The organism is Cellulosimicrobium cellulans (assembly GCF_024124905.1).
Classification (GTDB): domain Bacteria; phylum Actinomycetota; class Actinomycetes; order Actinomycetales; family Cellulomonadaceae; genus Cellulosimicrobium; species Cellulosimicrobium cellulans_G.
The window spans coordinates 131,905-155,184 of sequence record NZ_JAMXST010000002.1 but is presented as its reverse complement, the minus strand read 5'-3'; the positions used below and the strand labels follow the sequence as shown (position 1 = coordinate 155,184).

General features: G+C 74.1%; 17 protein-coding genes and 1 riboswitch. Of the genes, 4 read left to right on the top strand and 13 right to left on the bottom strand.

Annotated features, from left to right (window positions below; genetic code table 11):
• Positions 1 to 173 precede the first annotated feature (173 nt).
• From NHH00_RS05720 to NHH00_RS05710, 3 genes are all read right to left on the bottom strand, one after another.
• Positions 174 to 3,824 carry an ATP-binding cassette domain-containing protein gene (locus tag NHH00_RS05720; protein WP_253050902.1) on the bottom strand — a complete coding sequence of 1,217 codons (3,651 nt, stop codon included), beginning with the start codon at positions 3,822 to 3,824 and terminating at the stop codon, positions 174 to 176.
• A 158-nt stretch (positions 3,825 to 3,982) separates the two neighbouring features.
• Positions 3,983 to 4,969, bottom strand: coding sequence for a malate dehydrogenase (locus NHH00_RS05715; RefSeq protein WP_253050901.1), 987 nt, complete (start codon positions 4,967 to 4,969; stop codon positions 3,983 to 3,985).
• Positions 4,970 to 5,115: 146 nt separating this feature from the next.
• On the bottom strand, positions 5,116 to 6,333 hold the full coding sequence (locus tag NHH00_RS05710; protein ID WP_253050900.1) for an NADP-dependent isocitrate dehydrogenase: 1,218 nt from the start codon (positions 6,331 to 6,333) through the stop codon (positions 5,116 to 5,118).
• A gap of 372 nt (positions 6,334 to 6,705) precedes the next feature.
• On the opposite strand from NHH00_RS05710, the gene NHH00_RS05705 reads away from it, so the two are divergent.
• Positions 6,706 to 7,779 carry an MIP/aquaporin family protein gene (locus NHH00_RS05705; RefSeq protein WP_253050899.1) on the top strand — a complete coding sequence of 358 codons (1,074 nt, stop codon included), beginning with the start codon at positions 6,706 to 6,708 and terminating at the stop codon, positions 7,777 to 7,779.
• A 126-nt stretch (positions 7,780 to 7,905) separates the two neighbouring features.
• Here NHH00_RS05705 and NHH00_RS20980 read toward each other — a convergent pair whose 3' ends face one another.
• Positions 7,906 to 8,334, bottom strand: a complete 429-nt coding sequence (locus NHH00_RS20980) for a DUF3017 domain-containing protein (protein ID WP_253050898.1) — start codon at positions 8,332 to 8,334, stop codon at positions 7,906 to 7,908.
• A 54-nt stretch (positions 8,335 to 8,388) separates the two neighbouring features.
• Here NHH00_RS20980 and NHH00_RS05695 point away from each other — a divergent pair, with 54 nt between their 5' ends.
• Positions 8,389 to 9,765 (top strand): NAD(P)/FAD-dependent oxidoreductase, encoded by a 1,377-nt coding sequence (locus tag NHH00_RS05695; RefSeq protein ID WP_253050897.1) that lies wholly within the window; start codon positions 8,389 to 8,391, stop codon positions 9,763 to 9,765.
• 61 nt (positions 9,766 to 9,826) lie between these two features.
• Here the strand turns inward: NHH00_RS05695 and purH are convergent, their stop codons facing one another.
• Both purH and purN read right to left on the bottom strand, forming a co-directional pair.
• Positions 9,827 to 11,476 (bottom strand): bifunctional phosphoribosylaminoimidazolecarboxamide formyltransferase/IMP cyclohydrolase, encoded by a 1,650-nt coding sequence (gene purH, locus NHH00_RS05690; RefSeq protein ID WP_253050896.1) that lies wholly within the window; start codon positions 11,474 to 11,476, stop codon positions 9,827 to 9,829.
• 59 nt (positions 11,477 to 11,535) lie between these two features.
• A riboswitch (ZMP/ZTP riboswitch) is annotated at positions 11,536 to 11,624 on the bottom strand.
• Positions 11,625 to 11,650: 26 nt separating this feature from the next.
• On the bottom strand, positions 11,651 to 12,307 hold the full coding sequence (gene purN / locus NHH00_RS05685) for a phosphoribosylglycinamide formyltransferase (protein ID WP_253050895.1): 657 nt from the start codon (positions 12,305 to 12,307) through the stop codon (positions 11,651 to 11,653).
• 146 nt (positions 12,308 to 12,453) lie between these two features.
• On the opposite strand from purN, the gene NHH00_RS20565 reads away from it, so the two are divergent.
• On the top strand, positions 12,454 to 13,071 hold the full coding sequence (locus NHH00_RS20565) for a hypothetical protein (protein WP_290444897.1): 618 nt from the start codon (positions 12,454 to 12,456) through the stop codon (positions 13,069 to 13,071).
• A gap of 13 nt (positions 13,072 to 13,084) precedes the next feature.
• Here NHH00_RS20565 and manA read toward each other — a convergent pair whose 3' ends face one another.
• The 6 genes from manA to NHH00_RS05650 form a co-directional block, all read right to left on the bottom strand.
• Positions 13,085 to 14,254, bottom strand: a complete 1,170-nt coding sequence (gene manA, locus NHH00_RS05675; protein ID WP_253050894.1) for a mannose-6-phosphate isomerase, class I — start codon at positions 14,252 to 14,254, stop codon at positions 13,085 to 13,087.
• A 2-nt stretch (positions 14,255 to 14,256) separates the two neighbouring features.
• Positions 14,257 to 15,774 (bottom strand): phosphomannomutase/phosphoglucomutase, encoded by a 1,518-nt coding sequence (locus NHH00_RS05670; protein WP_253050893.1) that lies wholly within the window; start codon positions 15,772 to 15,774, stop codon positions 14,257 to 14,259.
• Positions 15,767 to 16,855, bottom strand: a complete 1,089-nt coding sequence (locus tag NHH00_RS05665) for a glycoside hydrolase family 130 protein (protein ID WP_253050892.1) — start codon at positions 16,853 to 16,855, stop codon at positions 15,767 to 15,769. The genes NHH00_RS05670 and NHH00_RS05665 overlap by 8 nt, the downstream gene beginning before the upstream one ends.
• 65 nt (positions 16,856 to 16,920) lie before the next feature.
• Positions 16,921 to 17,820 (bottom strand): carbohydrate ABC transporter permease, encoded by a 900-nt coding sequence (locus NHH00_RS05660; protein ID WP_374614645.1) that lies wholly within the window; start codon positions 17,818 to 17,820, stop codon positions 16,921 to 16,923.
• Entirely contained in the window at positions 17,817 to 18,788 is a 972-nt protein-coding gene (locus NHH00_RS05655) for a carbohydrate ABC transporter permease (RefSeq protein WP_253050890.1), read from the bottom strand. The genes NHH00_RS05660 and NHH00_RS05655 overlap by 4 nt, the downstream gene beginning before the upstream one ends.
• A 23-nt stretch (positions 18,789 to 18,811) precedes the next feature.
• On the bottom strand, positions 18,812 to 20,104 hold the full coding sequence (locus NHH00_RS05650) for an ABC transporter substrate-binding protein (RefSeq protein WP_253050889.1): 1,293 nt from the start codon (positions 20,102 to 20,104) through the stop codon (positions 18,812 to 18,814).
• Positions 20,105 to 20,451: 347 nt separating this feature from the next.
• On the opposite strand from NHH00_RS05650, the gene NHH00_RS05645 reads away from it, so the two are divergent.
• The gene (locus NHH00_RS05645; protein ID WP_253050888.1) at positions 20,452 to 21,543 is read left to right on the top strand and encodes a LacI family DNA-binding transcriptional regulator; all 1,092 of its coding nucleotides are present in this window, start codon (positions 20,452 to 20,454) and stop codon (positions 21,541 to 21,543) included.
• 22 nt (positions 21,544 to 21,565) lie between these two features.
• On the opposite strand, the gene NHH00_RS05640 is transcribed toward NHH00_RS05645, so the two are convergent.
• Entirely contained in the window at positions 21,566 to 23,272 is a 1,707-nt protein-coding gene (locus NHH00_RS05640; RefSeq protein ID WP_253050887.1) for an endonuclease/exonuclease/phosphatase family protein, read from the bottom strand.
• Positions 23,273 to 23,280 lie beyond the last annotated feature (8 nt).

The following is a 23,280-nucleotide window of genomic DNA, read 5'->3' as shown; positions in this document are numbered from 1 at the left end:
AGCGGGCGACGTCGACCGCGGCTTCCTCAGCGTACGGCTGAGCCGAACTGTACTGGTTGCAGAAACTTGCAGCAAGACTCAGAAACCCCGGAGACGCCGAACCCGGGGTCGCTCCCCTCGGAACACGTCCGGTGAGGAGCGACCCCGGGTTCGGCGGGGAGCGGGAGGGGAGGTCAGCCCGCCAGGTGACCCCAGCGCGGTGCCAGGTCGCGCCACGGCCCGACCTCCGCGACGCGGCCCTCGTCGAGCACGACGACGCGGTCCGCGCGCGCGAGCGCCGCACGCTTCGACGTCGCGCCGATCACCGTGGTCCCGCGCTCCCGGAGCGAGGTCCACAGCTCGATCTCGGTCGCCGCGTCGAGCGCGCTCGAGACGTCGTCCGCGAGCAGGAGCTCGGCGTCGGTCGCGAGCGCCCGTGCGAGGGCGAGCCGCTGCACCTGGCCGCCCGAGAGCCGGACGCCGCGGTGGCCCACCAGCGCCTCGTGGCCCCCGGCCTCGACGACGTCGCGCTCCAGGCGCGCGGCCGCGACCGGGCCGTGCACGTCGCGCTCGTGCCCGAGGCGCACGTTGTCGGCGAACGTCCCCGAGAGCACACGCGGGACCTGCGCCACGTGGGCGACCTGTCCCGGCCGCAGGAACGTCTGGGCGTCGACGACGTCGGTCCCGTTCCACCGGATGTGCCCCGTGTGCTCCATGAGGCCCGACAACGCCGAGAGCAGGCTCGACTTGCCCGCCCCGACCTGCCCGAGCAGGAGGACGAGCTCGCCGCGACGCACCGCGAGGTCGACGCCCTGGACGCCGATCGTGCCGTCGTCGTGCAGCGCGGTGACGTCGGACAGCTCGAGCCGCTCGAGCGGCTGGCGCGGCCCCGGGTCAGGCACGGGGGCCTCGCCCGTGAGGAGGTCGACGCCGGGCGGCAGGTCCATGAGATCCGTGCCCCCGGCGAACCGGCTCGTGGCGCGCTGCCACGAGCGCGTGCCCGGCGCCTCCGTCACGACTGCCCCCGCGACCACGCCGAACCAGCCGAAGCCGGTCACCGCGTTGGCGACCAGGAGCGCGGTCGCGAGGTCCCACGTGCCCGCGAGCAGCCCGGCCCACGCCGCCACGACGCCGAGCTGGATCATCACGAGCGGGACGCCGTCGAGCGCGGCCTGCACCCGGTGCTCGAAGATCGCGGCCCGCACGCGCCCCCCGTCGACCTCGCGCAGGTGCGCGTGCACCTGCGGCGTCCGGGCGGCGAGCTTGACCGTGCGCGCCGAGTCGAGCGCCGAGACCAGCGCCCGCCCGAACCGGGCGCGCGCCGCCGACGACCGCGTGGCCGACCGGCCCGCGATCGGGCGCCCGAGCGCGGACGCCGCCGCGGACACGACCATCACGGCGAGCAGCACCGCGCCCGCGAGCCACGACCCGCTGAGCAGCGCCGTGACCCCCGCGACGACGAGGCCGTTGACGAAGTCGACCCACCGGTCCGCGTACCGGACGAAGCGGTCGGCGTCCATGGCACGCGCGACCACCTCGCCCGGGGGCGTCGCGGTGAGCCGGTGCTGGCGCGTCTGGCCGGCCATGACGGCCATGCGCACGCGCAGCAGCACCTCGATCCACCAGCGCGGGTAGACGTACAGCGCCCACGCGAGGCAGAGGGGCGCGAGGACGAGGAGCACGGCGAGCGGCACGAGCAGCTGCGCCGGGAACCCCTCGTCCAGGTCCTGCACGGCGCGGCCCCAGAGGAAGCCCGTGACGGCGCCCTGCGCCGAGACGAGGCTCGTCACGAGGAACAGCAGGGCGCCGACGACGCCCCACGCGGGGCGCACGAACAGCGCGTGCAGCACCCCGCGAGCGAGGCTGGGCCCGTCGCCGGGGTCCGCGAGGACCGGCGGCGTGCCACGCCGTCGGCGGCCTCCGACCGACTCCGCCGCCCGGTCCGCAGCCGCGCCGTCGGCGTCGCCGGGACGGCCCGACGCGCCCGGGACGGGCGACACGTCGCGCGCGCCGTCGTCGTCGAGCAGGGCCTCGCCCGCACCGGGGTGCGCGCCGACGACGCCCGTCCCGGTCTCCTCGGCGACGCTCGCGGCGAGCAGGTCGCGGTACGGGCCCGCGACGCGGGCGAGCGCCGCCCGCTCGCCCTGCTGCACGACCCGGCCGTGGTCGAGGACCGCGAGCAGCCCGGCCCGCTCGATCGTCGAGAGACGGTGCGCGACGAGCACGCCCGTCCGCCCGGCGAGCAGCCGCTCCGAGGCCGCGACGACGCGCGCCTCGGTCAGCGGGTCCATGCGCGCGGTCGCCTCGTCGAGCACGACGACCTGCACGTCGCGGACGAGCAGCCGCGCGAACGCGACGAGCTGCTCCTCCCCCGCCGACAGCGACGTGCCACCGGGCCCGAGCAGCGTGTCGAGGCCGTCGGGGAGGCCCGCGACCCAGTCGTCGAGGCGCAGCTCGCGCACCGCGGCCTCGACGTCGGCGCGCGGCACGTCGGCGAAGAGCGCGACGTTCTCCGCGAGCGTGCCCGCGAGGATCTCGGTGCGCTGCGTCACGACCCCCACCGCGGCGCGCAGTGCCTGCAGGTCGAGGTCGCGCACGTCCACGCCGCCCACGAGCACCGCGCCCCGCGGCGGCTCGACCGCGCGCGAGAGGAGGGACGCCAGGGTCGACTTGCCCGACCCCGTACGCCCCACGAGCGCGACCGTCTCGCCCGCGGGCACCCGCAGGCTCACGCCGTCGAGCGCGAACGTGCCCTCGGCGTAGGAGAAGTGGAGGTCGCGCAGCTCGATCCCCACCGGTCCGGCGGGTAGCGTGCGCCCACCCGTCGGCTCGGGCTCGACCGCGAGCATCTGCCGGATGCGGGTGAGCGCCCCGATGCCCTCCTGGATGTCCGGCAGGTGGTGGACCAGGTTGTCCACCTGCCCCACGAACATCGCCGTCACGAGGAACAGGGTGACGAGGCGGTCGACGCCCAGGTCGCCGTCGGCGGCGAGCGCGGCGCCCGCGACGGCCACGCCCGCGAGCAGCGACGCGAGGACGAGCCCGGCACGCCGCAGCATGCGCGACTCGATCACGAGCACGGCCTGGAACTTCCGGTGCACCTGGGCCGAGCGCTCGGCGAGGCGCCGGACCGCGAACGACTGGCCGAGGCTCGTGCGCAGGTCGTCGCGCGCGGCGACCGACTCCTCGAACGCCGCGGCGTGGTCCGTCCACGCGGCCTCCTCGATCACCTTGCGGCGCGCGATCTCGCCCAGCATGGGGCGCACGATCACCGCGGCGACCGCGCCGAGCACCGGGAAGAGGATCCAGGCCGGCCACCAGGTCAGGCCCGCGACGACCCACATCGGCAGGACGCCGACGACCGTGCGGCCCGCGCCCCAGAGCTGGCGGCGCACCAGGGTGCCCACGGCGTGCGTGTCGTCGTCGACGCGGTCGAGCACCTCGCCCACCGCCTGCTCCGTGAGCGTGGCGAGCGGCTGGTGGAGCGCGGCCGTGAGCAGGTCGCCGCGCAGGCGCCCCTCGGCGCGGTCGACGACGCCGGCCCACACGACCTGGCCGACGGTGTCGAGCAGCGCGGCACCGACGACGCACAGCGCGAGGAGCTGGAGCGTCGCCGTCGTCGGGTCGTCGGCGAGCCAGCCCGCGATGACGGTCCCGAGCGCGGCACCGACCGCTCCGAGCGTGAGCGCGACGAGGGCGACGACGGCCAGCGGCCCGCGCAGGCGCCGCCAGTCCAGGCGGCGGGCGGGGTCGACGGGCGCGCGCGACGCACCCGGCGCCGGGGTGGGGTCCGGGGTGGTCGGGGGGTTCGGGGGCTGCTCGGTCGGCAGGGTGGCGTCGATCATGGCCCGTCGACCCTACGGCGCGGCACCCCCGACGGCGCAGCGATTTTCCGCTCGGTCACCCACCCCCGGACGCCCCGCACCGCCGCTCCCTTCCGGCCCCCGGAGCGTCCGGTCCCGCGGTCCGGACCGTGCCTCGGACCACGGGACCGGATCCCGGATCAGACGAGCCCGAGCTGCTCCACGGCCTGCCGCTCCTCCTGGAGCTCCGCGACCGACGCGTCGACGCGCCCGCGCGAGAACTCCGACAGCTCGACCCCCTGGACGATCTCCCACGACCCGCCGCGAGACACCACCGGGAACGACGAGATGAGGCCCGTCGGGACGCCGTACGACCCGTCGGACACGACGCCCGCGCTCGTCCAGTCGCCCTCCGGCGTCCCGAGCACCCAGTCGCGCACGTGGTCGATCGCCGCGTTCGCGGCCGACGCCGCGGACGACGCGCCGCGCGCGTCGATGATCGCCGCGCCGCGCTTCGCGACCGTCGGGATGAACGTCCCCTCGAGCCACTCGCGGTCCTCCGCGAGCCGCGCGCCCGGGGTCCCCGCGACGTCCGCCTGGAAGATGTCCGGGTACTGCGTCGCCGAGTGGTTGCCCCAGATCGTCACCTTGCGCACCTCGGACACCGGCACGCCCGCCCGCTTCGCCACCTGCGTCAGCGCGCGGTTGTGGTCCAGGCGCGTCATCGCGGTGAACCGGTCCTTCGGCACGTCCGGCGCGTTCGACGCCGCGATGAGCGCGTTCGTGTTCGCCGGGTTGCCGACGACCAGGACGCGCACGTCGTCCGCCGCGCCCGCGTTGATCGCCTGGCCCTGCGGCTTGAAGATGCCGCCGTTGGCCTCCAGCAGGTCGCCGCGCTCCATGCCCGGACCGCGCGGGCGCGCGCCCACGAGCAGCGCGACGTTCGTCCCCTCGAACGCGGCGGTCGGGTCGTCGAAGATGTCGATGCCGGCGAGCAGCGGGAAGGCGCAGTCGTCGAGCTCCATCGCGGTGCCCTCGGCGGCCTTGACGCCCTGCGGGATCTCCAGGAGGCGCAGGCGCACGGGGGTGTCGGGGCCGAGCATCTGGCCCGACGCGATACGGAAGAGCAGGGCGTAACCGATCTGACCGGCCGCGCCGGTCACCGTCACGTTCACGGGGGAAGTCATGCGCTCACTCTCCCACAACGCGACCCGCCCGGACGCGCGGAGCGGCGCGCCCGCGGGGCGCACCCCGCCGCCAGGGTCCGGGGACGACGACGGCGGCACCCCCTGCACGAGGGGGCGCCGCCGTCGGGCGTGCGGTGCGGGCCGGGTCAGCCCAGGCGCGCCTTGAGGTTCTCGTCGAGCGCGGCGAGGAACTCCTCCGTCGTCAGCCACTCCTGGTCCGGGCCGATGAGGAGCGCGAGGTCCTTCGTCATCTTGCCGGACTCGACCGTCTTGATGACGACGTCCTCGAGCGTCTGCGCGAACTCGGTGACCTCGGGCGTGCCGTCCAGCTTGCCGCGGTGCATGAGGCCACGCGTCCAGGCGAAGATCGACGCGATCGGGTTCGTCGACGTCGGCTTGCCCTGCTGGTGCTGGCGGTAGTGGCGCGTCACCGTGCCGTGCGCGGCCTCGGCCTCGACGGTCTGGCCGTCCGGGGTCATGAGGACCGACGTCATGAGGCCGAGCGAGCCGAAGCCCTGCGCGACGGTGTCGGACTGGACGTCGCCGTCGTAGTTCTTGCAGGCCCAGACGTAGCCGCCCTCCCACTTCATGGCCGAGGCGACCATGTCGTCGATGAGGCGGTGCTCGTACGTGAGGCCCTTCGCGGCGAACGCCTCGGCGAACTCGGCGTCGAACACCTCCTGGAAGATGTCCTTGAAGGCGCCGTCGTAGGCCTTGAGGATCGTGTTCTTCGTCGAGAGGTACACGGGGTACTCGCGCTGGAGGCCGTACGCGAACGAGGCGCGCGCGAAGTCGCGGATCGACTCGTTGAAGTTGTACATGCCCATCGCGACGCCGCCCTCCTCGGGCATGGTCACGACCTCGAACCTCTGCGGCTCGGAGCCGTCGGCCGGCTCGAACGTCATCGTGATCTTGCCGGGGCCGGGGACCTTGAAGTTCGTCGACTTGTACTGGTCGCCGTGGGCGTGACGGCCGATGATGATCGGCTTGTTCCAGCCCGGCACGAGGCGCGGGATGTTGGAGATGATGATCGGCTCGCGGAAGACGACGCCACCGAGGATGTTGCGGATCGTGCCGTTCGGCGAGACCCACATCTTCTTGAGGCCGAACTCCTCGACGCGCGCCTCGTCGGGCGTGATCGTCGCGCACTTGACGCCCACGTTGTACTGCTTGATCGCGTGCGCGGCGTCGACGGTGACCTGGTCGTCCGTCGCGTCGCGGTTCTGGATCGACAGGTCGTAATACTTGAGGTCCACGTCGAGGTACGGGTGGATGAGGCGGTCCTTGATGAACTGCCAGATGATGCGCGTCATCTCGTCGCCGTCGAGCTCGACGACCGGGTTGACGACCTTGATCTTGCCCATGCGCAGATCGCTCCAACTGTCGGGGACTGGTGCCCCCGGGAGCCGGACGGCGACCGTCGGCCCGTCGGGCCCGGTCCGTCGCACACAGGGGCGTTGCTGACCGCGGTCCAGGGTACTCGACTTCTCGACGTCAAGATACTTTCGGGGCTTCCGTCACCCGACCGCATCGTGAGACGGACCGTCCGTTCTCAGGTGGAGCACCGCCGATTTCCACACTTCTCCCGGGTGGTGGTGGCAAGATGCCCCCAGATGCCGGAATGGCCGGGCACTCGGTCAGGCATCGTGCCGTCGTCCCGACCGCCTCCCGGTGCCGCACCGTGGCGGCCGGGCCCGGGACTGCCCGAAGTACCCACCGAACCAGACAGGATCATCATGTCCCAGGACACCACCGCTCCCGGCGCGCCGGAGGGCTTCGTCGAGGACCCGAGTCCCGCGCCCACCGAGGCCGTCGCCGTCGTCCAGCCGAGCCTCCTCGCGCGTCTCGGCGCCGAGGTCTTCGGCACGTTCTTCCTCGTCCTCGCGATCGTGGGTGTGGCGCTGTACACCTTCGTCAGCCAGCAGAACGCCCTGGCCGTCGGCCTGGCCGGTGGTATCGCGGTGGTCGCGGGCGCCGCCGCCGTGGGCAACGTGTCCGGTGGCCACTTCAACCCGGCCGTCACGCTCGGTGCCGCGATCGGCGGCCGCACCGCGTGGCGCGACGTCCTGCCGTACTGGGTCGCGCAGCTCGTCGGCGCGCTCCTCGCCGGCCTCGTCCTGCTCGCGACCGTGCCCTCCACGCTCCCGCAGCTCCTCGGCCAGGACGGCCGGGGCGGGGTGTTCGTCGCGACCGCCAACGGCTACGGCAGCTTCTCCTCGCTCTCGACGGCGTCGCAGGGCGGCACGGAGTTCGGCCTCGTGCAGGCGCTGCTCATCGAGACCATCGTCACCGCCGTGTTCGTGGGCGTGATCCTCGGCGTCACCGACAAGCGCGCGAGCGTCCAGTACGCGCCCGTCGTGATCGGCTTCACGCTGACCGCCCTCATCCTGGTCGCCGCGCCGATCACCAACGCGTCGATCAACCCGGCACGCTCGATGGCCTCGGCGGTCTTCGCCGGCGACGGGGACCTGTGGAAGCAGCAGTGGGTCTTCTGGGTCGCCCCTCTCCTCGGCGCCGCGATCGCGGGCCTGTTCTACCGTGCCTTCGCCTTCGCCCCCAAGCAGGACGACCTCCTCGGCGAGGACCAGGTCGTCACGCTGACCGAGGCCGGGGCCCCGGCGTACTCCGCGGCGGCCGGCGCGGCGGGTGCGGGCGCGGTCGCCGCCGTGGTCGAGGAGGAGGTCGTCGTCACGGACGAGAACGGCGACGTCGTCGCGGTCGAGGAGGTCGTCGAGGTCGTCGAGGCGGACGAGCCCGAGGCCCCGGCGACGGATGACGCCCCCGGCACGGACGAGGCTCCCAAGGCCTGACGTCCCGCACGCCCCGACGGGCCCGGACCGCGACCGCGGTCCGGGCCCGTCGTCGTCCGCGGCACCGCGTCCGGAGGGTTGCCCCCCGGCCCCTCCCGGGGGGCGTGGGCAGGCGCCCGCGACGGGTCAGATCTCGCCCTGGTCGAGGGTCAGCGCGAGGAACGCCATGACGACCGCGGGCGCGAGGAAGAAGAAGACGTCCAGCCCGCGGGAGCGCACGGTGATCCCCACGGGACCCGGGCCCGGGACGACCGCGCGGCACACGCCGGCCACCGCGAGCAGCCCGGCGAGCGTGAAGCAGCCGGCGCGCGCGCCGACGAGCACCGCGACGAGCGTCGACACCGCGACGCCCGCGAGCACGAGCCACATCGCCGGCTGACGCGACGGGGCGAGGCTCGCAGGCGGTTCCGGGACCGGGGGCCGGGCCTCGTCGTCGGGACGCGCGCCCGCCGGGCGCCCGTCGTCTCTCGGCTCGTCCTCGACGTGGTGCCACGCCGGCACGAGCGTCGCCGGCGGCCGGTGCCGCGTCCCCCCGTCCGCGGTGACGTCGGTCACGCTGCTGCACCTTCCACGCCCGGAAGCCTACCGTCGTGGCCTAGCGTGACGTGCATGTCGTCCGCCGAGCCGCCGGTCCTCCCGCCACCTACCACGCACCGCGCGTCCCCTCCCGCGGCAGACCCGGGACCGCCCGCGTCGGTCGTGGTCGTGGGCGCGGGACTGGCCGGCGCCCAGACCGTCGGCGCGCTCCGGCGTCGGGGGTACGCCGGGCGGGTGACGCTGCTCGGCGCGGAGGGCGTGCCTCCCTACGACCGGCCACCGCTCTCGAAGGAGCTCCTGAGCCGCCCGGGCCCGGCGTGGCTCGCCGAGGACCTCGGCGTCGACGTCGAGGCGCTCGCCGACGAGGTGCGCCTGGCCGACCCGGCAGTGCGGCTGGAGCGCCGGGCGACGCCCGACGGCGCCGTCTGGGAGATCACGACGCGGTCGGGCGAGCGCCGGGCCGCGGCGGCCGTGGTGCTCGCGGTCGGCTCCACGCCCGTGCGGCCCGACGGCTGGGAGCACGCCCGCCTCCTGCACACGGTCCGGGACGCCGAGGCCCTCCGCGGCGCGCTGCGACCGGGGCTCCGCCTCGTGATCGTGGGCGCGGGCTGGATCGGCGCCGAGCTGGCAGGGGTCGCCGCCGGCGCGGGGGCGCACGTCACTGTCCTCGAGGCCGCTCCCGCCCCGCTCCGGCGCCAGCTCGGTCCGGCCGTCGGCGCGCACCTCGCGCCCTGGTACGCGGCCGTCGGCGCCGAGCTCGTGACCGGTGCCGCGGTGGCGGAGGTCCGGCCCGACGGCGTCCGGCTCGCCGACGGGCGCGAGCTGACGGCCGACCTCGTGCTGGCCGCCGTGGGCGCCCGCCCCGCGACGGACTGGCTCGACGGCACGGTCCCGCGCGACGTGCGCGGCAGCGTGCCCGTGGACGCCACCGGCGCCGTGCCGGGGTTGGCCGGGCTCTGGGCCGTCGGCGACTGCGCGACGCGCGAGCACCCGCTGCTCGGCGCGGTGCCCGGTGGCCACTGGTCCGCCGCCCTCCACGACCCGGACGCGACCGTCGCCGCGCTGCTCGGCGACGAGCCCGACGCTCCCGGGCACGCCCCGTACGTGTTCTCCCAGCAGCTCGGGCACGACCTCGCCCTGCTCGGCGTGCCCGACGAGGCCGACGACGTGCTCTTCCGCGGCGACCCGTCCGGCGGCCCGACCGGCCACGAGGGCTGGGCCGCGTTCTACCTCGCCCCGGGGACGACCTCCGGCTCCACCTCGGACGGCGGCACGGCGGCGGACGGCGGCCCGGAGCGTCGGGTCACCGAGGTCCGGGCGGTCCTCCTGGTCGACTCGCCGCGCGACGTCGGCCCGGTCCGCAAGGCGATGAACCGCGCCGGCCGCCTCGGCGTCGACCTCGACGTCGCGCTCGACCCGACCCGCCGCCTCCGCGACGCCCTGGTCTGACGCCCGGCGCGCGACGGCCCCACCGGTCCGGAGACCGGCGGGGCCGTCGAGCAGGGCCGTGTCAGTGCGCGAAGTGTCGCGTGCCCGTGAAGTACATGGTCACACCCGCGGCGCGCGCCGCCTCGATCACCTCGGCGTCGCGGATCGACCCGCCCGGGGCGACGACCGCGCGGACGCCCGCGTCGAGCAGGATCTGGAGGCCGTCGGCGAAGGGGAAGAACGCGTCGGACGCCGCGACGGCGCCACGCGCACGCTCCTCACCGTCGGCGAGGGTGTTGGCGCGCTCGACCGCGAGACGGCACGAGTCGACGCGGTTGACCTGCCCCATCCCGACCCCGACGGCGGCCCCGTCGCGCGCGAGGAGGATCGCGTTGGACTTGGCGGCGCGGATCGCGCGCCACGCGAACGCGAGGTCCGCGAGGGTCGCGTCGTCGGCGGCCTCGCCCGTCACGAGGGTCCAGTGCTGCGGGTCGTCGCCGCCGGTGACGGTGCCGTCCTCGGCCGTCACGACGCCGTCGATGTGGTCGACCGTCTGGACGAGCAGACCGCCCGAGATCGGACGGAACTCGACGGGGTCGCTCTGCGCGCCCTCCGGGAGCACGAGGACGCGCAGGTTCTTCTTCGCCGCGAGGATCTCGAGCGCGCCGTCCTCGTAGCCCGGTGCCACGACGACCTCCGTGAACACGGGCTTGAGCGCCTCCGCGAGCTCGGTCGTCACCACCCGGTTCGCCGCCACCACGCCGCCGTACGCGGAGACCGGGTCGGTGGCGTGCGCCTTGCGGTAGGCGGCCGCGATGTCGTCGTCGGTCGCGACGCCGCACGGGTTGTTGTGCTTGACGACGGCGACGGCCGGGCCGGAGTGGTCGTACGCGGCCCGGCGCGCGGCGTCGGCGTCCACGTAGTTGTTGTAGCTCATCGCCTTGCCCTGCAGCTGGGTCGCCGTGGCGAGCCCGCCGCGCCAGTGCGTGTACAGCGCGGCCTGCTGGTGCGGGTTCTCGCCGTAGCGCAGGACGTCGGCCCGCTCCCAGGTGGCGCCCGTGAACGCGGGGAAGGCCACGTCGTCGGGCGCGTACGACGACGCGAACCACGACGCGACGGCGACGTCGTACTGCGCGGTGTGCGCGAACGCCTGCGCCGCGAGGCGCTTGCGCTGGGCGAACGTGAAGCCGCCCCCCTGCACGGCGGCGACGACGTCGTCGTACCGGGCCGGGTCCACGACGACGGCGACGCTCGGGTGGTTCTTCGCGGCCGCGCGGACCATCGAGGGACCGCCGATGTCGATCTGCTCGACGACCTCGTCGGGGCCGGCGCCGGACGCGACGGTCGCGGCGAACGGGTAGAGGTTGACGACGACGAGCTCGAACGGCGCGATGCCGAGCTCGTCGAGCTGCGCGAGGTGGTCGGCCTTGCGCGAGTCCGCGAGGATGCCGGCGTGCACGCGCGGGTGGAGCGTCTTGACCCGGCCCTCGAGGCACTCGGGGAACCCGGTGAGGTCCTCGACCTTCGTCACGGGCACGCCCGCGGCGGCGATCGTCGACGCGGTGGAGCCGGTGGAGACCAGCTCGACGCCCGCCGCGTGGAGCGCGGTCGCGAGCTCGACGAGGCCCGTCTTGTCGTAGACGCTCAGGAGCGCGCGCCGCACGGGGCGCTGCGCGTCGTCGGCGAGCTGGACGTCGGGGGCGGAGGGCACGTGCGGGGCCGGGTGGGACATGACGGGGGGCTCCTCTGGGTCGCGGTCGCCGCGTCGACGGACGCCGACGCGAGGCAGAACCCAGGCGCCCAGGCGGTCGACGCTCCAGCAGGTAGATCCGGCCGCTCCCCGGTGGTCGTTCCCACCCTCGCCAGTCGCGTCCGGGACGAGTCTACCGGGTGCCGCGCGGGCGGCTCAGGCGCCCGCCGACCGCCCGACGACGGCCCGGCGGCCCTCGACGCGCAGGCCCTCGCGCGCGACGCGGCCGACCGTCTCGACGAGGAGCGCGCGCTCCGCGACCTTGATGCGCTCGTGGAGCGACGACTCGTCGTCGCCGTCCTCGACCGGGACGGCGACCTGGGCGATGATCGGGCCGGTGTCCACGCCGTCGTCGACCACGTGGACGGTGCACCCGGTGACGCGGACGCCGTACGCGAGCGCGTCGCGCACGCCGTGCGCGCCCGGGAACGACGGCAGGAGCGCCGGGTGCGTGTTGATCGTGCGGCCCGCGAAGCGCCCGACGAACGCCGGGCCGAGGATGCGCATGAACCCGGCGAGCACCACGAGGTCCGGCCGGAAGACGTCGACGGCCTGCGCGACCGCCTCGTTCCACGCGGCCCGGTCGTCGAAGTCGCCCGGGGCCACGACGACGGCGGCGATCCCGGCCTCGCGGGCCAGGTCGAGGCCGCCCGCGTCGGCCTTGTCCGACACGACGCCCACGACGCGCGCCCCGTAGGCGGCGTCGTCGTGCGCGGCGAGGATCGCGGCGAGGTTGGAGCCCGCGCCCGAGACGAGGACGACGACGCGGGCGGCGGAGGTGGACTCGACGGGGTGGCCGGACGGCGTCTGCACGGTGCTCCTGCGGGTTCGGGGTGGCTCGGGGCGGCTCAGGTGGCTCGAGCGTCGGGCTCGGCGGAACAGGGAGGGCGCCCTCCCGGGCACCCGGTCTCCGATGGGAGAATGTACCGCGAGCCGCCCGACCGACCGAGGAGCTGCCCGTGGGCAACCCGTACGCACCGCCCCGTCCCGACGCGCCGCAGCACCCTCGTCCGGAGTCGCCGCAGCCGCCGGAGGAGGGCGCGCGTCCGGGCGCTCCGGTCCCACCGGGCTCCGGCCCGGGCACGCCCCTCCCACCGCCCCCGCCCGGCCGGCCGGACCCGCTGACGCCCGGGGGCGGCCGTCCTCCGGCACCGCCCGAGCCCGCGGAGCCGGACCCCGAGCTCGCGCGGCAGGCGACGCGGCGCGTGCTCCACTTCGGCCTGCTCCTGCTCGCGGTGATCGTCGTGAGCACCATGCCGTTCCCGTGGCAGGCCGTGAGCCTCGCGCTCGCGCTCGGGGCGATCGTCGTGGGCGTCCGCGCGCTCGTGGCGGTGTGGCGGGCACGGGTGCGCGGTGCGCTCGTCCCGGCGCTGGGCATCGGCGTCGGGCTCTCCGCGATGCTCGCGCTGCAGATGGTCTCGACGCTCGTCACGTGGGACGTCGCGCTGGCGCACCAGCAGTGCCTGGACGGCGCGATCACGGTCTCGGCCGAGAAGCGCTGCGACGTCGAGCGGACCCAGGCTCTCGAGGAGAAGTTCGCCCGCTGGTTCCCCACGCCGGCCCCCGCGTCGTCGTGACGACGGCCTGACCTCAGGCCCGCGCCACGACCGCCGTCCCGTGCCCTGAGACGACGAGCGGTCCGTCCACGTGCGGGACGAAGACGGACTCGCCGGGCAGGAGGCGTCGCGCGTCCGCCGCGACGACGCGCACCTCGCCCTCGACGCACACGACGATCCGCGGGCCGTCCTCCGGCCCCGGCAGCTCGTCTCCCGCGCGCGGGGTGGCGACGCGCAGGCCCAGGTCGGCGGCCGGCGCGACGTAGTCCACGACACCGGGCACCACGCGCACCGGACGCAGGAAGCCGGTGAGCCGCGGCGTGAAGTCCGTGATCGCCAGCAGCTCCGCCACGTCCACGTGCTTCGTCGTCAGGCCGGCGCGCAGGACGTTGTCGGACGCCGCCATCACCTCGACGGCCATGCCCCGCAGGTAGGCGTGCAGCGTCCCGGGGGCGGTGTAGAGGGCCTGGCCGGGCTCGAGCCGCTCGTGGTTCAGCAGGAGCGGAGCGAGGAGCCCGGGATCGCCGGGGAACTCCTGCGCGAGCTCGTGCACCACGGCCAGCTCCGGCCGGGCGCCCACGGCGTCACGCGCGGTCTCGGCGACGGCCTCCACCCACGGCGCCGTGCTCTCCCGCTGGCCGAGGAGCCAGGTGAGCGCGCCCCGGTGGGCGTCGTCGCGCCGCTCACGCAGCAGCACGACGAGGGGGTCGAGCGCGGGCACCTCGAGCTCGGCGACGAGCTTCGCCGCCTGCTCCGGCTCCCGGAGCCCGCTGAGGAGCTCGAAGGGCGTGAGGGCGTACACGATCTCCGGCTTCGCGGAGCGGTCCCGGTACGTCCGCACCGGGTCGGTGCGGGGGACGCCGCGCTCGTCCTCGGTCGTGAAGCCCGCCTCGGCCTGGGCGGTCGTCGGGTGCACCTGGACCGACAGCGCGCGGGCGGCGGCGAGGATCTTGGCGAGGAACGGCAGGCGCGGGCCGGACCCGGCCAGCACGCGGGGTCCGAGCATCGCCTCGGGCTGGGACGCCACGAGCGCGTCGAGAGCGACCCGGCGTCCACCACCGTCGGCGGTGGACGGGTCGTCGGGGTGGGCTCCCATCCAGACCTCGGCGACGGGACGACCGTCGACGGGGCGGCCGAGGAGCTGCTGCACGAGCGTGGTCGAGCCCCACGGGTAGCGGCGCACGGGGTTGTCGAGGAGGTACATCGTCAGCGCCGCCCTCCCCCGACGGTCGCGCCGCCGCTCGGCGGCCCGCCGCCCTCTGCGGGCACCGTCGCGAGCGCGTCGAGGACACGGTCGCGGACCGCGCGCATCGTCCCGACGTCGGCGGCCTCGACGTTCAGCCGCAGGACGGGCTCGGTGTTCGACGCCCGCAGGTTGAGCCACCACGGGTCGTCGCCGTGCCAGCGGCGGACGGTCGTGCCGTCGAGCTCGTCGACGTCGAGCGACGCGGCGTCGTAGGCCTCCCCGAGGACCTCGAGCACCGCGGCCGTCGCGGTCTCCGGGTCCGCCACGGCGACGTCGACCTCCCCCGAGCGCACGTACGGGTCGAGGCCACCGACCAGATCCGAGAGCGGACGGTCCTGCTCCGAGAGCGCTGCGAGGACGTGCATCGCGGCCAGGAGGCCCGAGTCGGCGCCGAGGAAGTCACGGAAGTAGAAGTGCCCGCTGTGCTCGCCCCCGAAGACGGCGTCCTCGGACGCCATGAGCGCCTTGATGAACGAGTGGCCCACGCGCGTGCGAACCGTCCGCACCCCTTCGGCGCCCAGGATCTCGGGCACCGCGCGCGACGTGATCGCGTTGTGCAGCACGACCGGCACGCCGCCCTCGCCCCGCACCCGGCGTGCCTCTCGGAGCCCGACGAGCGTCGTGAGCACCGAGGGGTCCACCCTCCGGCCCCGCTCGTCGACGACGAAGCACCTGTCGGCGTCGCCGTCGAACGCCAGCCCGAGGTCCGCACGCCGACGCACGACCTCCGCCTGGAGCACCGCCGTGTTCGCCGGCACGAGCGGGTTGGCCTCGTGGTGAGGGAACGACCCGTCGAGCTCGAAGAACAGCGGGACGATCCCGAGCGGGAGCGGCGGCAGGCCCGCTGCCATCCCGAGGACGGCCGGGACCGTGAGCCCTGCCATGCCGTTGCCGGCGTCGACGACCACGCGCAGCCGGCGACCACCGGACAGGTCGACGAGCGAGCGCAGGCGTTCGGCGTAGGACCGCAGGACGTCGACGGCCTCGTGGCCGCCGCGCGGCCCGGCGTCGACGGGATCGCCCGCGAGCAGCTCGTCGGCCCGGTCCCGGACGGCGCGCAGGCCGGTGTCCTGGCCGACCGGGCGTGCCCCGGAGAGGCACAGCTTGATGCCGTTGTACCGGGCGGGGTTGTGGCTCGCGGTGAACATCGCGCCCGCGGCGTCGAGGAGACCCGACGCGAGGTAGAGCTCGTCGGTCGAGCACAGACCGGCGTCGAGCACGTGCGCGCCGGCCTCCCGGGCGCCGTCGACGAACGCGGCCAGCAGCCCGGGGCCGCTCTCGCGCATGTCACGGGCCACCACGACCCGACGCACCCCGTCGGCGCCCGGCCGGACGACCGTCTCCACGAAGGCCGCGCCCAGCGCGCGCACGACGTCGTCGTTCAGCTCGTCAGGGACGACACCGCGCACGTCGTACGCCTTGACGACGCGCCGGAGCGCCTCGTGCGCGGTGAGGTCCGTGGCCCGGCCCTCAACCATCGAGACGCACGAGCTCGGCGACACCGATCCGGGAGTCGGCCATGCCGTAGAAGACGAACCGGCGTCCCTGGATCTCCTCGACGGCCGTGGGGAACACGACGTTGCCGAGCGTGCCCTCCAGCTCGGCGGCGGTCTCCGGGACGAGCAGCGGCTCGGGCGTCCGGGCCAGCACCCGGCGCGGGTCGCCCGGGTCCAGGATCATCGCGCCCGCCGTGTACCGGGAACCGTGAGCCAGGGCGAAGCCGGAGAAGTCGGCGCCCGTCACTCCGTGGTGGAGGACGAGCCAGCCCTCGGGAACGCGCAGGGGTGCCGGGCCACCACCGATCTTCGACGACTCGTACGCCATCTCCGGCGTGGCGACCGGCGCAGAGCTCTCGACGTGCGTGAGTGCTCCGAGGTCGCGCGTCACGGCATCGAGGTCGACGTAGCCGATCCAGATGGACGGCCGCGGGTCGTCGACCCCGGCCGGCGGACGAGCCCCCTCGCCGGGGCGGAGCCAGTCGAGGTCCCACATCGGCCGGTGCAGGAGCGCGAGCACGGGTCGGCCGTCGGGACCCGGGACGGCCTCGGGGAAGAACACCACATCCTTGTTGGGGAAGAGGTTGAGGTCGGTGTCCAGCTCGGGCTGGTAGGCGAACCGCAAGGGCCCGAGCCGGCGCCACGACACGGTGTCCCGGGAGACGGCCAGCGCGGGCTTCGGTCCCAGCGGCCCGTACGCGACGTAGGTCATGACGTGGAGGTCCAGGGGCTCGACGAACGTGATCCGGGGGTCCTCGACCCCCGCGTTCTGCCGCCCGTGCTCCCAGCCCTCGTCGGGGGCGAGCACCACCCCGAGCCGCTCCACGCCCACGGGCACCCCGTCCTCGAGGACGACGCGCGCCCGACCGATGCGCGAGACGTTCCCCTCGGCCACGAGGCGGGGGTAGAGGTACAGCGTGCCGTCCGGCCCCCACGCGGTGCCGGGGTTGAGCACGCCCTCGACCTCGAGGGGCTCCCCGGGCAGGGGCGACATGATCGTCCCGAGACGACGCAGGGCGTACGGGACCGTCATGAGGGACTGAGAGTGGTTCACCTGGGTCATTTCCTAGCCTTGAGAGGTCGGGGCGGGGCCGGCGCGGTCTCGCGCCGGCCCCGCACGGTGACGGGTCAGCCCTTGACGGCCGAGCCGAGGTTCGCGGACGTGAAGTGCCGCTGGAACAGCAGGAACAGGACGACGGCGGGCACCGCGAGCACGCACGCGCCCGCCAGGACCGCGCCCATCGGGTTCGCCTGGAACGACGAGTTCGCCTGCGAGAAGTTGGCGAGGCTCACCGCGAGCGGCTGCATCGACGCGTCCTTCGTCACGAGGAACGGCCACAGGAACTCGTTCCACGGACCGATGAACGTCACGAGCATCGCGGTGAGGACCGCCGGGCGGACCAGCGGCACGGCGATCGACCGCAGGATCCGCAGCTCGCTCGCGCCGTCGATGCGCGCCGCGTCGAACACGTCGCGCGGGATCTGGAGGAAGTACTGCCGGAAGATCAGGACGGCGACCGAGTTCACGGCGAACGGCAGGATCATGCCGAGGTAGTTGTCCGCGAGGTCGAAGTACCGCACGACCATGACGTAGAGCGGGATCATGAGCAGCTGGAACGGGATCGCCTGGACGAGCAGGACGAGCGCGAACACGAGCCCCTGGCCGCGGAAGGACAGCACCGACAGCGCGTACCCGACGAGCAGCCCGAACACGAGCGTGCAGCCCACGACGCCCGCCGTCATGATCAACGAGTTGAGCAGCGACCGGGCGAGGTCGATCGACTCGTTGACCCCCACGAAGTTGTCGAGGGTGAGGTTCCCGGGCAGCGGGAGCAGGCCCAGGACGCTCGTGTCCCGCTCCCTCTGCAGCGCCCCGAGGAGCATGTAGTAGAACGGCACGAGCGCGAGGAACGCACCGAGCAGCAGCACCGCGAAGCGCAGCACGCGCAGCAGCCGGCCTCCGCCGGAGCCGCGGGCCCGGGTCGTGTCCCGCCGCGTGGTCGAGGTCGAGGTCGTGGAGGCCATCAGCCTTTCCTCTCCGTGAGACGGCGCGAGGCCAGCGACAGGAGCATGACCGCGAGCACGAGGATCATGCCGACCGCCGCGGCGATGTCGGGCTGCCCCTGCTGGATGCCCTTCTGGTACATGAGCAGCGCCGGGGTCATCGAGGCGCCGTTCGGTCCTCCCCCGGTGAGGAGGTACGGCTCGGTGAAGATCTGTCCGGTGGTGATGACGGAGAGCAGCACCACGAGCGAGGTCACCGGCCGTACGGCAGGGAGCGTGACGGCCCGGAACCGGCGCCAGGGCCCGGCGCCGTCCATCGCTGCCGCCTCGTGCAGCTCCTTCGGCACGTTCTGCAGCGCGGCGAGGTAGAGCAGGACGTAGAACCCGAGGTTCTTCCACGTCACGTAGACCGCGATCAGGGGCATGATCAGGCTCGGGTTCGCGAGCCAGGTCGGCTCCGGCGCGAGGCTCCCCAGGAGCCTGTTCACGACCCCGTTGCCGTTGAACATGAAGATCCACACCGCGAGCGTCGCGACGGACGCCGTGACGTACGGGACGTAGTACGAGACCCGGAAGAAGCCCTTCCAGTGCACGACGGCATCGAGGCCCGACGCGAGGAGGAGCCCGAGCACCACCGTGAGCGGCACGTTGATGAGGCCGAACACCGCGAGGTTGCCGAACGCCTGACGCACCGCCGGGTCCGCGAGGACCTGCCGGAAGTTGTCGAGCCCGACGAAGGGGTGCGGGACCTGCACGCCGGGTGCCGTGAAGAAGAAGTCGTGGAACGACATCCACACGCCGAATCCGAACGGCACGAGGAACACCACGACGACGAACGCCACGTACGGGGCGCTGAGAAGGATGCCGAGGGGGTTCTCCCCGAGCCAGCGCTGGAGTCGCCGGCCGCGGGGTCGCGGCGGGTCCTGGCGCGGGCCACGGAGCGCCGTGGCCCGCGCGGACGGCTGCACGTCCTCGTCGTGAAGGGTGACCATGAGTGCGTCGCCTCGTCCTGGGCTCAGCCCGCCAGGCCGTCGATCGTCGCCGCGGCCTCGCCGAACGTCGTCTCGAGGTCGCCGGACCCCGACTGCACGGACCCGCTCCACGCGTCGCGGAAGACCTGCATCTTCTCGGCGAGCCCGTCCACCGTCGGGACGTCGACGGCGAGCGGCACGGACGCCGCGAACGGCTCGAAGAAGGTGTTCTCCGCCAGGAAGTCGGCCGCGAGCTCGGGCACGTCCGTGCGGGTCGGGAACTGGCCGGTGATCTCGAGGAGCGCGAGGTCGTTCTCGTCGTTCGTCGCGAACTTGAGGAAGTCCCACGCGGTCTGCTGGTTCTTGCACGAGGAGTAGAGGCCGACGTTCTTCGAGTCCGCGAACGTCGACGTCTCGTCGGCGGGCACGCCGTCGGCGGTCGGGAGCGGGACGACGCCGAAGTCCACCTTGCCGTCGAACTGCCCCTTGCCCCACGGGCCGGCGACGCCCATGGCGGCGACACCGTCGGCGAACGGACCGGCCCACATGTCCCCGCTGTACGCCTCCGCGGACGAGAAGCCCTCCGCGTAGAGCGTCTGCCAGAAGCCGAGAGTCTCCAGGCCCTCGTCGCTCGTGAACGTCGCCCGACCGTCCTCGATGAGCTGCGTGCCGCCGGAGTTGGCGAGGAAGAACGGGTAGAAGTCGAAGTTGACGTTCGTGTAGTCCGCGGTCGCCGGCGGATAGATCGCGAAGTCGGCCGCCCCGGCGTCCTTGATCGCCTGCGCCGCCGCCAGCACGTCGTCGTACGTCTCGAGCTGCGGGTCCTCGGCGTCCAGGCCGGCGGCCGCGAACACGTCCTTGTTGTAGTACAGCATGAAGGGGTTCGTCTTCCAGGGAAGCTGGTACAGGTCCCCGTCGGCGCTGCGGAACCCGTCCGCCGCGGCGCCCGAACGACCCGTGACGTAGTCCTCCGCGTCGTCGAACGTCGTCGACAGGTTCACCAGGCCACCCTGCTTCTGGAACGCGGGCACGGCGGCCGGGGCCGTGTTGAACACGAGGCACGGCGTGTTCCCCGCCGTGATCGAGGCGGCGATGACGTCCTCGGACGAGCTGCCCGCGGGGATCGCTTGTGCGCTCACCTTCTGGTCCGGGTGCTCGGCGTTCCACGCCTCGACCACCTGCTCGCCCCAGGCGACCTCCTGCTCGTTGGTCGAGTACCAGACGTCGATCGGTCCGCTCGTGAGACCTCCCTCGGACCCGCCGGTACCGCCGTCGCCGCCCGATCCGCACGCCGCGAGCGGCAGGACCACCGCAGCCGTCGTCGCCAGCGCTGTCATCCGTGCGCCACGCTTCATTGCGCCCAACTCCTCATCCGGGCTCGTCACCCGCTCGTCGCTCTGGCCCCCGCCCTTCGGTCCCCCGCACGGCGGCCCGCCGACGCCGTCGTCCTGACGGCGTCGACGCGACGATTAAACCGGTTTGAACAACGCGCGTCAAGATCACCCGGACAACCGGGCGGCGCAAGCAGTCACGGCGGGCCCCTGCCCGCGGTCGATCCCCGTGGATGCCTGGACTTGCAGCGCTCAGCGCGCCTCTCAGTCGCGATGCGGTCGACGTCCGCCCCGACGAGAGCGCGCGCGACGGCTACTAAACACCGGGTCAAACCGTGCGCTATCCTGACGAGGTGAACGCAGCGGAGCACTCGACCCTCACCCCCGGCGACCGGACCACCCGGACGGTCGGCGCCAAGCGCGTGACGATCGGTGACGTCGCGGCCCGCGCCGGGGTCTCGAAGAGCGCCGTCTCGTTCGTGTTCAACAACCGACCCGGCGTCAGCGCAGCGGCACGCGAGCGCATCCTGCGCGCCGCCGACGACCTCGGCTGGCAGCCCAGCGCCCGTGCGCGCGCTCTCTCCCGGTCGCGCACGCAGGCCGTGGGCCTCGTGATCCGGCGGGAGCCCGAGCTCCTCGCCACCGACCCCTTCTTCCCGCTCTTCATGGCGGGCGTCGAGATCGGCCTGTCCGAGCAGAACTACTCGCTGGTCCTCCAGGTGGTCAAGGACCAGCACGGCGAGCGCGACGCCTACGAGCGGCTCGCGCGCGAGTCGCGCGTCGACGGCGTGTTCCTCACCGACGTCCGGGCCGGGGACACCCGCCCCCGGGACGTCGGCGCGCTCGGGCTGAGCGTCGTCGTCGTCGCGCCCGAGGAAGCGGACACCGAGGCGGACGTCGTCATCGGGATGGACGACGCAGCCGGGGTCCGCCGCGCGGTCCACCACCTGCACTCGCTCGGCCACCGGCACATCGGCCACGTCATGGGTGTGCCGGGCTACGTCCACACCGAGGCGCGGCGCCGAGCCTGGGAGGACACGCTCGACGAGCTCGGTCTGCCCGTGGGCCCCGTCGTGACCGCCGACTTCACGGGCAGCTCCGGCGCGCGCGCGACGCACGAGCTCCTCGACCTGCCGCGGCCCCCGAGCGCGATCGTCTACGGCAACGACCTCATGGCGATCGCCGGGATCTCCGCGGCCACCGACCGCGGCATCCGTGTCCCGGAGGACCTCTCGGTCGTCGGCTTCGACGACATCCCGCTCGCCCCGTACATCGTGCCGCCGCTGACGACGGTCCGGCAGAACGTGGTCGCCTGGGGCACGGCCGCGGCCCAGACGCTGGTGGCGCTCGTCGAGGGGAAGGAACCGCCGGAGATCCGGTTGCCGTCCGTCGAGTTCGTCGTGCGGGGCAGCACCGGGCCGACGCGGCACCGGCGCCCGTCCTGAGACGGGCGCCGGTGGGCGCGGGTCAGCCGCAGCTCTTCGCCGCGTACTCCTCCTGAACCGTCACCGGTGCCCGACCGGCCACGGTCGCCGTGACCGTCGCGGTGCCGGCGTCGGCCCGTGCGGCCCGTGTGCTGAACGACTGGTACGCATGGCGTCCCGGCGCGACGTCCGCGCTGGCGCGCTCGCCGAACGCGGTCGACAGCACGACGGCCGCCGCGGCGTCGCCCGTGTTCGTCGCCCGTACCGCCACGTGCGCGGTTCCGGCCATGCACCGCACGACCGCCTCGACCTCCGGCGCCCCGCTCGGCAGGCACGCCTCGTCGCAGACCCGCAGCGACGCCAGGACGGCCTTGTGGTCGGAAGGCCAGACGGCGTCCGGCGTGAGGATCACGTCGGCGCTGTCGTCGTCGACGCGCTCGTCGCGCACGATCGTCGACTGCGGACCCACGACCTGGGCGCCGTGAACGGCCACACGGTCGTCGGGTGCCACGAAGACGTAGTCGATCCGGTCCCGCTCGTCGGCCTCCGGCGCCCACGTCAGCTCCGACGTGGGGAACAGCGTGTTGTCCGCGGGCCACGTGAAGCCCGGGTTCGACACGGGGTCGGGGTGGACCTCGCGGAACACGTCCACGAGACCGCCGTCGAGCAGGGTCTGCGTCGTCTGCCACGGGACGACGACGCCGTGGTGGTCGAACAGGTCGGCCGTCGCCTCGGTCCAGTCCTGCGCCGACGGCTCGTTGAAGTCGCCGCCCACGACGACCAGGCGACCGGCCGCGCGCTCCGCCCGGACGTCGTCGAGGAGCGCGGCCGCGGACGCCGGGCGACCCGACTGGAGGTTCGCCGCGAGGATCGCGCCGACGTCCGTCACGGGCGCGTCGAGCCGGTCCCACGTGCCCCACCCGGCGGGCCAGTCGCCGAGGATCGCTCCGCCGTACCCGCGCGGCAGGTACGTCGTGTACCAGCGGTACTCGAGGTGCCCGCCGTAGGCCACCACCTCTGTGCCGTTGACGTCGAGCACGGCCTTCGACCACCGGTCGCCGACCGTCCCGGTCTCGAGGATCGGGTAGCGCGACACTATGCCGGTGCCGGTCGCGAGAAGATGGTCGTACCCCAGGAGCGCCGCCACGTCCGCCGGGGTGTCGTTGCGTTCCGGCATGAACGTCACGTCCGCATCGGTCTCCCGGAGGACGTCGGCGATCTCGCGCGCCCCGTCCGGGATCTGCGAGCCACCGTGCCACAGGTTGAAGGTGAGCACGTTCAGCTCGCTGACGCCGTCGACCTCAGGCTTGGGCTCGGCGGGCTCGACCGGCCGCACCGCCTCCACGGTCAGGTCGACCGGCCCGGCGAGCACGTCGTACCCGTCGTCGGCGAGCAGGTAGACGTCGTAGTCACCCGGACCGATCGACGCAGCACCGCGCGTCCAGCCCGCGCGGTGCTGCGGGCCCCAGGTCACGCTGCCGGACGCGTCCGGCACGTAGCGCCAGTCGAGCGAGGGCGGCCCGCCGGGCAGCACGCCGTCGCGGTAGACGCCGAGCCAGTTCTTCGCGCTGACCGCCGCGCCGGCGGCATAGGTGATCGTCACGGACCCGTCGGCCGTGATCCGTGGCGTGTCGAGGCGGAGCGAGGGCTCGGTCGTCGCCGCGGCCGGGGCGACGGCGAGCGCCACGAGGGCAGCGCCGGCGACCGCCGCCGTGGCTCGGCGACGGAGTCGTGTCAGCTGGGGAAGCATCGGTGGTT